The 12079-nt window shown below is 73.7% G+C and carries 9 protein-coding genes; 4 read left to right on the top strand and 5 right to left on the bottom strand.

Annotation, left to right across the window (positions count from 1 at the left end; all coding sequences use genetic code 11):
* Window positions 1–46: 46 nt before the first annotated feature.
* Window positions 47–1012: a sigma-70 family RNA polymerase sigma factor gene (locus AB0947_RS28955; protein WP_366753282.1), complete on the bottom strand. Its 966-nt coding sequence runs from the start codon at window positions 1010–1012 to the stop codon at window positions 47–49.
* A 486-nt stretch (window positions 1013–1498) separates the two neighbouring features.
* Between AB0947_RS28955 and AB0947_RS28960 the strand changes: the two genes are divergently transcribed.
* Complete coding sequence (locus tag AB0947_RS28960; RefSeq protein ID WP_366753283.1) at window positions 1499–2518, top strand: M28 family peptidase; 1020 nt, start codon at window positions 1499–1501, stop codon at window positions 2516–2518.
* A gap of 137 nt (window positions 2519–2655) precedes the next feature.
* On the opposite strand, the gene AB0947_RS28965 is transcribed toward AB0947_RS28960, so the two are convergent.
* On the bottom strand, window positions 2656–5421 hold the full coding sequence (locus AB0947_RS28965) for an AAA family ATPase (protein ID WP_366753284.1): 2766 nt from the start codon (window positions 5419–5421) through the stop codon (window positions 2656–2658).
* 822 nt (window positions 5422–6243) lie between these two features.
* Here AB0947_RS28965 and AB0947_RS28970 point away from each other — a divergent pair.
* The 3 genes from AB0947_RS28970 (at window position 6244) to AB0947_RS28980 (ending at window position 9519) form a co-directional block, all read left to right on the top strand.
* Window positions 6244–7638, top strand: a complete 1395-nt coding sequence (locus AB0947_RS28970; RefSeq protein ID WP_366753285.1) for an FAD-binding oxidoreductase — start codon at window positions 6244–6246, stop codon at window positions 7636–7638.
* A 161-nt stretch (window positions 7639–7799) separates the two neighbouring features.
* Entirely contained in the window at window positions 7800–8447 is a 648-nt protein-coding gene (locus tag AB0947_RS28975) for a peptide deformylase (RefSeq protein ID WP_366753286.1), read from the top strand.
* A gap of 169 nt (window positions 8448–8616) precedes the next feature.
* Window positions 8617–9519: a Bax inhibitor-1/YccA family protein gene (locus tag AB0947_RS28980; protein ID WP_366753287.1), complete on the top strand. Its 903-nt coding sequence runs from the start codon at window positions 8617–8619 to the stop codon at window positions 9517–9519.
* Window positions 9520–9573: 54 nt separating this feature from the next.
* Here the strand turns inward: AB0947_RS28980 and AB0947_RS28985 are convergent, their stop codons facing one another.
* The 3 genes from AB0947_RS28985 to AB0947_RS28995 form a co-directional block, all read right to left on the bottom strand.
* Window positions 9574–10431 carry an oxidoreductase gene (locus AB0947_RS28985; protein WP_366753288.1) on the bottom strand — a complete coding sequence of 286 codons (858 nt, stop codon included), beginning with the start codon at window positions 10429–10431 and terminating at the stop codon, window positions 9574–9576.
* Window positions 10432–10532: 101 nt separating this feature from the next.
* Window positions 10533–11372 (bottom strand): oxidoreductase, encoded by an 840-nt coding sequence (locus AB0947_RS28990; protein ID WP_366753289.1) that lies wholly within the window; start codon window positions 11370–11372, stop codon window positions 10533–10535.
* 331 nt (window positions 11373–11703) lie between these two features.
* Window positions 11704–12069 carry a hypothetical protein gene (locus tag AB0947_RS28995; protein ID WP_366753290.1) on the bottom strand — a complete coding sequence of 122 codons (366 nt, stop codon included), beginning with the start codon at window positions 12067–12069 and terminating at the stop codon, window positions 11704–11706.
* Window positions 12070–12079: the final 10 nt, after the last annotated feature.

Here is a 12079-nt window from a genome sequence, read left to right on the forward strand (position 1 = left end):
GATCCGAACGAGGTGACCTGCGTCACACCTCCGTGAAGGTGTGGGCTCAGGCCGCCACGGGCTCGGGGAGCGCCTCGGGGTGGGGGCTGTGGTACAGGGAGACCCGGTCGACGCGGCCCGCGTCCAGCGTCATGATCCAGGCGACGCCCGGCGGGCAGTGGTCCGGGTCGTCCGCCGGGCTGATCAGCTCCATCTCCCACACGACGAGGGACCGGCCGGCCACGATGTGGCGGGGCCGCTGGCGCACCCCCGCCGAGAGGTCGAGGTCCATGCCCGACAGCAGCAGGTCGGCACCGCCGAGCCGTTCCCCGCCGACCAGCAGCGAGACCCCGGGGGAGTAGCGGTCCCTGACCACCTTGCCGAACTCGCCGCGCTCGGCGGCCGCCAGCGTGTCGTGTGCCTCCCGCCAGCTCTCCGCCGTACGGCGCAGCACGTCCTCGTGCCCGGAGTCCGCCGTGTCCGCGAGGGTCCGGGCCAGTGCGGCGCGGGCCTGGTGCAGGCGGCTGCGCACGGTACGCACCGGCACCGCACAGGCTCCGGCGATCTGCTGGTAGGAGGTGATCCCGGTGGAGAAGTAGCGCAGCACCACCGGCAGCCGCAGGGTCGGGGACAGCGACTCGACCGCCTCCCAGATCCAGTCCCGCAGTGCGTGGCTCTCCAGCACCTGCTCGGGAGTCCCGCCGTCCTGCGGCAGCGGCACCTCGTCCAGGGGTTCCGTCCGCCGGGAGGCCCGCAGCAGGCCGCGGCAGTGGTTGCGTACGACCATGCGCAGCCACGGTCCCACCGCTTCGGGATCGCGTACGTCCACGATCCGCCGCAGCGCCACCAGCGCCGCCTCCTGCATGACGTCGTCCACGTCCGGGCCCGGCCCCAGCAGGCTGAGTGCCACCGCGCGCATCCTCGGCCGGTGCCGCTCCAGCAGCAGCGCCAGGGCCGACACGTCGCCCGCCTGCGCGGCCCGGGTCAGGGCGGCGTCCTCCCACGTCCCGGTACTCTCCTGCGACCCGCCCATACCCGTCCTTCACACCGAGACACTGACACTTCTCTCGACTCTAACGCCCCGAAGAACAGGTGTCTCAGTGGGTCCGCGGCCCGCGGCACCCACCCGGCTCACGCGCATCCTTGCCCGCAGCGACACGTGTGACGACAGGGTCCGACATCGCCCGGTGGCCGTGTGGCGTGCGGAGAGGCTGGTCCTGTGACATGTCCGGGGAACCGACGACGGTCCCCGGGGACGGACGGGGGGTGGAGCGGCCGCCCCCACATCAGGGAAGAACGTGTGGACGGCCGCTCCCTTCCTGCGGCCGGGCCAGCCGATGAACACACCGGCCGCAGGAGTCCTCCTCTGGATCAACGGGCCGGAAACCGGCGCGGGTTCACTGATCGGCCGACTAAAATTCGCCCCGAGCGCTCCCCTCCCGTCGCTCTTGACCGTTGCCGGGGGCCCGGCCGTCGGCCGGCGCGCTGTCCCTGATCCCCGTGGTGACCGGAGTACCGGATGACGAACGACCCGACGACGGCGCCCGGCCGGAGCCCCCGCCCGGACGCCGGCAGGCTGCGGCGGCACGTGGAGTTCCTGGCCGCGGGCCCGCGCAGCCGGCGCCGGGCGCCGGACATGATGGAACGTGCCGAGGCGTACGTGCACGACGAACTGACCGCGGCGGGCTGGCTGGTGCGGCGGCAGCCGTTCGACGTGCGCTGGCAGGCCGGCGCCACCGACCGGCACGGACACCGGGCCCTCGCCCTCAAGCCCCGGCTCCACCGGCGGCTGCGCGGCGCGAACCTCATCGCCGAGCTGCCCGGTCGCGGTGCCGGGCCGGCCGTGGTGATCGGCGCGCACCTGGACAGCGTCAGCGGCAGCCCGGGCGCCGACGACAACGCCTCGGGGGTCGCGGTGGTCCTGGAGACGGCACGTCTGCTGGCCGCGTCGCCCGTCGCCCCGCGCGTCGTCCTGGCCGTGTTCGACATGGAGGAGCTGGGTCTCATCGGCTCCCGCCAGATCGCCCGGGAACTGGTCGGCGACGGCGGTGTGCGCGGGATGATCTGTCTGGAGTCGGTCGGCTACTTCGCCGACGACCCGGGGACGCAGCGTCTGCCCGCCGGCTTCGGGCGCGTCTTCCCCGAAGCGTCCGCCGCGACCCGTGACGAGGGCTACCGGGGCGACTTCACCCTGGTGGTGCACCGCCGTTCCTCGGCCGCCGCGGCCGAGGTGTGGAAGCGGGCCGCCGCGGCGGCCTCGCCGTCCGTCAGCGGCCTGCTGCTGCGCGACCCGCGTCCCGACGGGCTGCTCGGGCTGCTGATCGGGCTCGCCGTGCCTCCGGCCAACCACCTGGGGCGCAGCGATCACGCGCCGTTCTGGAACCGGGGTGTTCCCGCGCTCATGCTCACGGACACCGCGAACTTCCGGAACCCCCACTACCACCGGGGCACGGACGTGCCGGAGACGCTCGACTACGACCGGCTCGCCACCGTCACCGAGGCCACCGCGGTGACGGCCGTGTCGTGGGCGTCACCGTGACCGTCGTGCCGTCGGCGTCACCATGATCCTCGTGTCGCGGGCGTCACCATGTACCGCGGCCCTGGAACAGATCCGCGGTGCACGGTCCCAGCCGACCCCGGCCGGCTCGTGCCGGGCCCCTTTCCCGGCCTTCCCCCTCACACGCTCTGCTCGTCGCGGAGTTTGCCCAGGGCGTCGCGCAGGGCGGCCCGGGAGCTGATGCCCAGCTTGGGGAAGACGCGGTAGAGGTGGGAGCTGACCGTGCGCGGTGACAGGTGCATCCGCTGGCCGATCTCCTTGTTGGTCAGGCCGCCGGCGGCGAGGTCGGCGATACGGCGTTCCTGCCAGGTCAGCGCGGCGAGGTGGGCGGCGGAGGGGTGGGCGGGGGTGCCGGTGGTCCGCAGTTCGGCACGGGCCCGTTCGGTCCACGTGGTCGCGCCGAGGCGTTCGAACGCCTCCGCCGCCAGGGTCAGGGGCGGACGTGCGGCCTTGCGTCCCTGGGTGTGACGCAGCCGGATGCCGCGGGCGAGGCGGATCCGGGCCAGCTCGAAGGGGAAGCGGGTTCCGGCGGGCTGGTTCTCGGCCCGGTCGTAGAACTGTTCGGCCTCGGCGGGATCGGCGGCGGTCATGGCGAGGGCGCCGTAGGTGACGAGGGCCAGGCGGGGTGAGATCTCGGGCAGCCGCGCCCGCTGGGCGGCCAGGGCGTGCCCGCGGGCCTGCTCGGAGCGGCCGGTGTGCAGGGCGGCCTCGACGAGGTCGAGCAGGGTACGGGACGCCTGGTGGGAGTAGGGCTCGAAGGCGCCGGGCGGGGTGATGCCGATGGCGTGGAGGTAGGCGGCTTCGTAGTCGCCCTCGCTGAGGGCGGCGGTGGTGCCGATGGCGTCGGCGATCTGGGTGAGGAAGCCGACGCCGCGGGGGCGGGCCCAGGCGTCGACGGCGGCCTGGAGCTCCCGCGCCCGTTCCACCTCGCCGCGCATCGCCGCCAGCAGCCCCAGATACGCCTTGCTGTGATGGGCGAACAACGTGTGCTGCTGTGATGTCATCAGCTCCAGCCCGCGCTGCCCGGTGCGGTCCGCCTCGTCCCACTCGCCGACGGCGATCTGGTCCAGCATGATCAGGTGCAGCATGGTCATACCGGAGACCTGGGCCCCGGTCTCCAGCTCGCGGTCCACGATGCGCTGGAGGTGCGGCCGGTACTGACTGAGCGTGTCCACGTGGTAGGCGGCGACCGACAGCCTGCTGATGTCCCAGGGATCCAGCGTGCCGAGGTCCGCGAAGGCCCGCTCCACCCGCTCGTGCACGCCCGCTCCCCGGCGCACCACGTCGCCCCAGGCGTCCTGGTAGAGGCGCGAATGCGGGGACACCAGGTCGCCCAGCGAGTCGATGAGCCGGTGTGCCCGCTCCCAGGACGCCGCGTCGCTCGCGTACTGGTTGATGGCCAGCAGCAGGTTCACCAGCCGGGTCAGGACCTCGGCCGGCTCGGTCGCACCGCTGTCACGGACGCCCTCGATCGCCGCGAGCACCTGGTGCTGGGAGGAGCGGACGTCCCCGTCTTCGTAGAGCGCGACGTAGGCCGATGCCACCACCGAGGCGGGAGTATCGATTCTTCCCGCGGTCGAGTCGGAGCCGACGAGCTGCTGGGCCTGGTCGAGCCGGCCGGCGTGCCCGGCGATGAACGCGGCGTCGCCGAGTCTGCGGGAGCGCTCCTCGTGGTTCTCGCTCAGCTCCGCCGCCCGGGTCAGCCAGGCGACGGCGGCCCGCGCGCCGCCCCGTCGGGTGGCCGACTCGGCGGCCGTCTCCAGCGCGGCGGCGATCTCCTCGTCCGGGTCGACCGCCGAGGCCCCGAGGTGGTACGCGCGCCGTTCCACGTCGGCGCGGTGCACCTCCGCCAGGGACGCGTGCGCCGCGCGCCGCTCGTTCGGGGTGGCGATCTGCACGGCGGTCGACCGGACCAGGGGGTGCCGGAACACGAAGTCGCCGTTGAGCGGGTCGATGTCCAGCAGACCGCAGGCCGCGGCCTCGTCGGCGTCCCGCATGCGGTAGCGCGCGCCACGGGCACCGCCGGCCGTGGTGCCCGCCGCGACACCGTCCAGGGCGCCGCGCAGCAGCTCCGCGCGTACGGCGTCCCCGAGACCCTCGATACGTGCGCCGTAGACGTGCTGGAGCCGCAGGGGCAGCGGGACGCCGGTGTAGCCGAACGATTCCCCGGAGCCGTGGGCGGGGAGGTTGCCGCGCACATAGGGCGGCAGCTCCAGCAGGGCGAGCGGGTTGCCCTGGGCCTCGTCGAGGACCAGCCGGCGCAGTTGGGGGTCCAGGCCCGGGTGGCGCATGTCCAGCAGCTGCTCGGAGGCCTTCTCCGACAGCGTGGTCACCGGCACAGCGGGCAGCGCTGCGGTGTCGAAGCCGGAGGCGAGGTCGGCGCGCAGGCCGACCGCGAGCTTCACCGAGCTGCCGGTGAGCCGGCGGCCCACGAACCCGCACACCTCGATGCTGGAGGCGTCCAGCCACTGGCCGTCGTCCAGCACCAGCAGGAGCGGCTTCTGCGACGCCGCGAGCGAGAGCAGGTCGAGGACGGCGATGCCGAGGGTCATGACCGAGGGGGGCGGGCCCTCGCTCCGGCCGAAGACGACGTCGAACACCCCTCGGTGGCCGACGTCGAGCCGGTCGATGTAGGACAGCAGCGGGTACAGGAACTGGTGCAGCCCGGCGAAGGGCAGCTCCGACTCGGCCTCGACTCCGACGGCCCGGATCACGCGGTGCTTCTCGTCCGCGGCGAGGTCGGCGGCGTAGTCCAGCAGGGCGCTCTTGCCGACACCCGTGTCGCCCCGCAGGACGAGGGCCCGTCCCTCGGGGGCGGCCACGAAGGCGGAGAGCACCTCCTGCTCCTGTTCGCGGCCGACTATCGCTCCGATGCTCGGTTCCACCGTCCCCCACTCCCTCCAGCGCTGACCTCACACCCGGTGCGGATCGGCCCACCTGTGCGCACGGGTGCTCCGGGCGCAGTGCGAGGCTACGCCGCCGCCTCCGCTCCGTCGCGGCGACGGCCGCCCGGCCGGTACCGCACCGGCCGCCACCTTTCCACCCCACTCGGGACAGCAGCCTAAATGCCCGTGAGGTTTCCGTCACGCGGTATGGCTGAAATGTTTCTTGTGCTCCCTCTGTGCGGGTGGCTCCCGTCAGCGGGCGGACGAGCCGCTCCGGGCACGGGTGTGCGCGGTCCGCCGAGTGACATGTGTTGTCACCCGGGAGGCGACGCGGACCCGGCGGGCCCGGCGGCGCCTCGGCCGCCGGCGCGCCCCCCGAGGGCGGCGAAGCCGGCCGCACGCAGCCAGCGGCGCGGAGCGGGAAAGGGCAGTCCACGCGAGGGCACGGCGTCCGGCACCGGCGGCTCCCGGTCCGGCGCGCAGCCCAGGGCACGGATCTCGCCCACCTGGTCCAAGGGGCGCTCCGCCCAGGGTGTCCGGGAGGAGAGCGATGGTCCGGCCGGCAGCCGCTGCACGGCGAGTGCCCCGGCCGCGTCCTCGCCGGTGACCGGTTCACGTGTGCGTGTGAGTGAGCGCGTGCGTGAGGTGGGCCCTGTCAAGGACCGATTCCGTCGATATGTGAGACGGCCCCGCCGGAGTGAACGATTAGGTGTGTCCGACTCGTTCCGGTGACGTCAGGGTGTGTCCCTGTGCGTTCCGTCTGCCGGGACACGGATGGTCTCGGCGGGACGCTCCACATGTGCGCAGTGAGGTGTGATCAGCGTGGCGAGTGTCAATGTCCGGCCGGCGGACCTGGCGGACCTGCGTGGGTCCGTGCGCGGCCCCGTTCTGGAGCCGGGAGCCGCGGGGTACGAGGAGGAGTGCGCCACGTTCAACCTGACCTGCGCCCTCCGTCCGGCCGTGGTGGTCGGGGCGGCCGACGCCTCCGACGTGCGGGCCGCGGTCCGGTTCGCCGGGCGGCACGGCCTGCCCGTCGCGGTGAAGTCCGCGGCCCACCAGGTGGTCTCGTCGGCCGAGGGCGGCCTGCTGATCACGACGCGGCGGATGCGGGGCATCGTCGTCGACGAGCGGGAACGCCTCGTGCGGGTCGAGGCGGGTGTCCGGTGGGACGACGTGCTGCCGCGCACCGCCGAGCACGGCCTCGCCCCCCTCGTCGGCTCGGCGCCCGGCGTCGGCGTCGTCGGCTACACCCTGGGCGGCGGCCAGAGCCCGCTGCTGGGGCGGAGCCTGGGCTACGCGGCCGACCACGTCCGCCGGCTGACCATGGTCACCGCGGACGGGGAGCTGCGCGAGGTGACCCCGGTGAGCGAACCCGACCTGTTCTGGGCCGTGCGCGGCGGCAAGGGCAACTTCGGTGTCGTGACCGAGATCGAGTTCGAGGTGTTTCCGGTCTCCCGCTTCTACGGCGGCTGCATCTACTTCCCCGGTGAGCACCTGGCCCAGGTGCTCACCGCCTGGCGCGCCTGGCTGCCCACGGTGGGGGAGGACATGACCTCCTCCGTGGCCGTCCAGCGACTGCCCGACATCCCGGTGCTGCCCGAACCGCTGCGCGGCGCCTTCGTCGTCAGCCTGCGGATCGGCTACCTGGGCCCGGCCGCCGACGGCGCCGACCTGATCGCGCCGCTGCGCGCGGCCGCGCCGGCGCTGATCGACCTGGTGGGGGAGAAGCCCTACTCGGCCATCGGGGAGATCCACATGGACCCGGTGGACCCGATGCCGTACTGCGACCGCAGTGTCTGCCTGGACGAGTTCACCGAGGAAACGGAACGGGCACTGCTGGAACTGGTCGGCGCGGAGTCGGGGTGCACGCTGGCGAACGTGGAGATCCGGGCGCTCGGCGGTGCCTTCGACCGGGAGCCGGCCGTCCCTGATGCGGTGTCGAGCCGTGGCCTGCCGTACGTCCTCTTCGCCTTCGCGGTGGGGGCGCCGGGCCATGAGGACGCGCTGCGGGCCGACCTCGCCAAGCTGGTCGACGGGCTGCGGCCGTGGGCGGCGCGGCGGAACATGGTGAACTTCCTCTCCCCGGACGAGGCGACCGACGCCGAGGGGGTGCGCGAGGCGTACGGGCCGGAGCGGTTCGAGCGGCTCACCGCGGTGAAGAAGCAGTACGACCCGGACAACGTCTTCCGCTTCAACCACAACGTCCTCCCCGCCTGATCCCGCGGTGCCACAGGCGCCCTTCACCGGCCGTCCGGGCCGACCGGCGGCCGGTGCCGGCCCGGCCGGGTGAACCGGGGGCTCCCTCGCATACGTGTGGAAGATGATCAGGACACGTGTGAAGCGCACCTGTCTCCGCGTCCACCCGGGAAGTAGGACCCATGTCCGCTCCGCAGCCGACACCCGCCCCCCTCACCCGGCTGGTGGAGGAACTCCTCCAGCACGGCGGCCCGTTGCCCATCGTGGCCGCCGGTGACCCGGTGCTGCGCCGGACCGCCGAACCGTACGACGGCCAGCTCGACGACGCGCTGCTCGACCGGTTCACGGCCGCGCTGCGCGAGACGATGCTCGCGGCTCCGGGCGTCGGACTGGCCGCGCCCCAGGTCGGCGTGCCGTTGAGGATCGCCGTGCTGGAGGACGGGGCGCGCGGGCCGGGGGAAGCCCTGGAGGCGCGGGGCCGGACCCCGCAGCCCTTCCGGGTGCTGGTCAACCCCTCGTACGAACCCGAGGGCGAGGCCAGGGCCGCGTTCTTCGAGGGATGCCTGAGCGTGCCGGGCTGGCAGGCGGTGACGGCCCGGTACGCCCGGGTGCGGCTGCGCGGGCAGGACGAGCGCGGTCGCGCCGTCGACGAGGTCTTCACCGGCTGGCCCGCCCGCATCGTGCAGCACGAGACCGACCACCTGAACGGCACGCTCTACCTGGACGTGGCCGAACCGCGGTCGCTGTCCACCGCCGAGGCCGTCGCGCGGCACTGGTCGCAGCCCACCGCCGAGACGGCCGCCGAGGCGCTGGGATTCGAGCTGCCGTGACCGCCCGTCGGGCAGCGGTCGCACCCGGCCTCCCGCCGTCGAGCGGCTGACGGGCGGGGGACGTCCCCCCGGGGGGCGGCGGGCGGCGGCCGGCATGTCCGGCGGCCTCCGCGCCGGCGGGACTGCCCGGGGCGCGGTACGTCCGAGGAGGCGGAGAAGAGGAACAGGCGTGACACCGACGGTGCGGCAGCCCGCGTTGAAGAGCAGCAATCCGATCCTGTCCCGCCCGCAGTTCGGGCGCGGGGGCGGGCGCAAGACGGCGGTCCCGGAGGCGGGTGCCGGGCTTCCCGTGGCACCGGACCGGATCAGCCCCGGCACGGAGGTGGAAGCGGTGCCCTCGCCCGATCCCGCTCCGCCGCCGCTCGTCGTGGGCGACCTGATGACGATGGACGGTGTCCTGTCCCGGGCGGCGGCCGGGCTCGGGGTCACGACCCTCATGGCCGTCCTGTCGTGGACGCTGCTGCCGCTCGTCCCGGTCGGTGCGGCGGCGTCGTACGGCATCGCAGGCGGCGCCGGGCTGCTCGCCGCGGCGCTGGTACTCGTCCAGCGCCGCAGCAACACGGCCTCCCCGGCCCGGACGCTGACGTTCGCGGCGTCGCAGGGCGTGTTCCTCGGCGTGCTCTCGACGACGGTGTCCGGCCGGCTCTCGCCGGGTGTCTTCGTGCAGACCGTGCTGGGCACGATGGCGGCCGGTGCCGGTGTCCTCCTCGCCCACGCCCTGCACTGGCTGCGGGCGCATCGCCGGTTCCACGGCTTCACCGGAGCCGCGCTGCTGGCGGCGGCCCTGCTGGCGTGCGCCGACTGGCTCCTCCTCCCCCTCATCGGCACACAGGGGCTCGGACTGCGTCCGCCGGGACTCGGCGTGCTGACGGGCGTCGTGGGGGTGACCCTCGGGACGGTCTTCCTGGCGCTGCACCTCGGGCAGGTCGAGAACGGCATCGCCCACGGCACGTCCCGCGACCACTCCTGGACCGCCGCGTTCGGCATCACGCTGACCCTGGCCTGGCTGTACGTGGAGACCGTGCGGCTGTTCGCCCCCTTACCGGGAGACGAACTCCACTGGCCGGCGTGAGCGGGAGGGGACTCCGCCGGCCCGGGCCCGCGAGACCGCGCGCCTGCGGAGGAGTCAGAGCACCGCGTTGTCGGCGGCCCCCGGGAAGTCCGTGCTCAGGGCCAGCTCCCGGCCGGCCTCGAACTCGGCCCGCAGCTGTTCGAGCTTCACGCCGATCCGCCGCTGGGCGTCGCTGCCCAGGACGACCCAGTGGGCCGGCTGCGGGGCGTTGACGGCGTCGTAGACCGCCTCGGCGGCGCGCTGCGGGTCACCGGGGAACATGTCCGGCGTGAGGTTGCCCATCATCGCGCGGAAGGCGCCGGCCGTGGCGGCGTAGTCCTCGATGCTCTCGCCGGACACCTTCGTCCGGTTCTCGATGCCGGTGCGGAACGAACCCGGCTGGATGATCATCGCGTGCAGGCCGATCGGCTCGATCTCCTGCCACAGGGCCTCCGTGAAGCCCTCCAGCGCGAACTTGCTCGCGGAGTAGTAGCCGTTGGCGGGCAGGCTCGCGAGGCCGTCCATGGAGGAGACGTTGACGACGGTGCCGCTGCGCCGGCCGCGCATCCCGGGCAGGACCGCCCGGGTGAGGGCTACCGCGCCGAAGAAGTTGACCTCGAACAGCCTGCGGTAGTCGCTCTCGTCCTGCTCCTCCAGGGCGCCGACGAAATCGATCGCGGCGTTGTTGACGAGGACGTCGATGCCGCCGAAGCGCTCCTCGGCGGCACGGACCGCGGCTGCGCGGTCGGCGGCCTCGGTGACGTCCAGCTTGGCCGCCAGCGCGGTCTCCGGGTAGCGCGCGGCCAGTTCGGTGGTGGCCCGCGTGGAGCTGGCGGTCGCCACCACCTGGTCGCCGTGGGCCAGCACGTGTTCGGCCAGGGCCTTGCCGAGGCCGCTGGACGCGCCGGTGATGAGCCAGGTCTTGCGAGACATGAGTGATCTCCTTGGTAGGGGTGGGAAAAGGTGCCGTGGGGAGGAGGAGGGCGAGGGTCGGGGGTGCGGGGGAGACGTCCGGGGGCGTCTCGGCGGCGTGCCTACTCCCCGGCCGGGAAGTCCGCCGCGCGGCTGGCCGCGGCCCACTTGCGGGTCTCCGCGGCGCGGGCCTCGCCCGCTTCCAGGGCCATGGTCACCGCCTGGGCGCCGAGCAGGAGCCGGCGCGGCGGGTCGTCGTCGCGTACGGCGTCGATGAGCACCTTGGCGGCACGGACCGGGTCGCCGGGCTGGTTGCCGCTGTTCTCCGCCCGGTACTTGTTCATGGCGCCGACCGTCTCCTCGTAGTCGGGCCCCACGGCGTGCAGTTCCATCGAGGAGCCCTGCCAGTCCGTGCGGAAGGCACCGGGTTCCACGATGACGACCTTCACCCCGAACGGCGCGACCTCGCCCGCCAGGACCTCGGAGAAGCCCTCCACGGCGAACTTCGCGCTCTGGTAGGCACCCATGCCCGGAGTGCCGCCGACCCGGCCGCCCAGCGAGGAGAACTGCACGAACGTGCCCGAGCGCTGTGCGCGCAGCACCGGCAGGGCGGCCCGGGTGACGTTGACGACCCCGAAGAAGTTCGCCTCGAACTGGGCGCGGAAGTCGTCCTCCGCCATCTCCTCGATGGGGGCGCTGTTGGCGTACCCGGCGTTGTTCACCACCACGTCCAGGCCGCCGAAGGCGTCGACGCCCGCCCGCACCGCCTCCCGGGCGGCGACGGGGTCGGTGACGTCGAGGGCCACCGCGCGCACCTGCTCGCCGTGGCGGGAGACCAGGTCCGCGAGCTGCTCCGGACGCCGCGCCGTCGCCACCAGCCGGTCGCCGGCCGCCAGGACCGCCTCCGCCAGTGCGCGCCCGAACCCCCGGGACGCGCCCGTGATCAGCCATGTGTTCACCATGTTGTACCTCTGTCCGTTCTGCCGACGACGACGTGACTGTGCGAGTAGGGCATCCCGGGGCGAGGCGTGCGGGACCGCACAAGACGCCGGCACAGGGGGCGTCTCGCCCGACATACGTATCAACGGGACGTTTCCCAGTCTCGTCCCGCGGCCCGCGACGGACGACCGTCGTTTGACTGTCCGCCCCGGCGGCGGGGGCGGTCCCGGGTGCGCCTAAGTCACGGGCGCGGCCGCCGTCCGGCGGGGCCAGGCTCCGGCGGGGAAAACACACATGCCCGGGCCCACGCCGTCGACGGCGCGGGCCCGGGCACTTCGCGGGTTGCGGGTTGCGTTACGCGGGGACCACCCGGTAGCTCAGCATCGGGCGGGGAAGGTCGGTCTGGGTCAGCGTGCCGCTGCGCCATGCCGTGGCGCCGCCGCAGCCGGCCGAGGTGTACAGCTCCACGGAGGCCGAGCCGTTGGCGATCTGGATCGACCGCGCCGCCTGGGACAGCGTGTGGCACGTCCCGAGGTCGCCGAGGTCGACCTTCGTCACCGAGCCCGTCCCGGTGGTGCCCGAGTAGAGGTAGGCGCCTTCCTGCAGCGGAGGCCAGCCGGCGGCGTTCGCCGCGCCGGCACCGAGGCCGATCAGGGCCGCCGCCATGCCTGCGGCGACGGCAGTACTCCGTAGCTTCACCTGCGTCCTCATGGTGGACATGCGATCCTCC

Source organism: Streptomyces sp. NPDC047841 (genome assembly GCF_040704085.1).
In the GTDB taxonomy this organism is placed as follows: domain Bacteria; phylum Actinomycetota; class Actinomycetes; order Streptomycetales; family Streptomycetaceae; genus Streptomyces; species Streptomyces argyrophylli.

Excerpts from the sequence above, each read along its gene's own strand:
- AB0947_RS28990 (WP_366753289.1), bottom strand. The coding sequence starts at position 11,372 with ATGGTGAACACATGGCTGATCACGGGCGCGTCCCGGGGGTTCGGGCGC.
- AB0947_RS28985 (WP_366753288.1), bottom strand. The coding sequence starts at position 10,431 with ATGTCTCGCAAGACCTGGCTCATCACCGGCGCGTCCAGCGGCCTCGGC.
- AB0947_RS28955 (WP_366753282.1), bottom strand. The coding sequence starts at position 1,012 with ATGGGCGGGTCGCAGGAGAGTACCGGGACGTGGGAGGACGCCGCCCTG.
- AB0947_RS28995 (WP_366753290.1), bottom strand. The coding sequence starts at position 12,069 with ATGTCCACCATGAGGACGCAGGTGAAGCTACGGAGTACTGCCGTCGCC.
- AB0947_RS28975 (WP_366753286.1), top strand. The coding sequence starts at position 7,800 with ATGTCCGCTCCGCAGCCGACACCCGCCCCCCTCACCCGGCTGGTGGAG.
- AB0947_RS28960 (WP_366753283.1), top strand. The coding sequence starts at position 1,499 with ATGACGAACGACCCGACGACGGCGCCCGGCCGGAGCCCCCGCCCGGAC.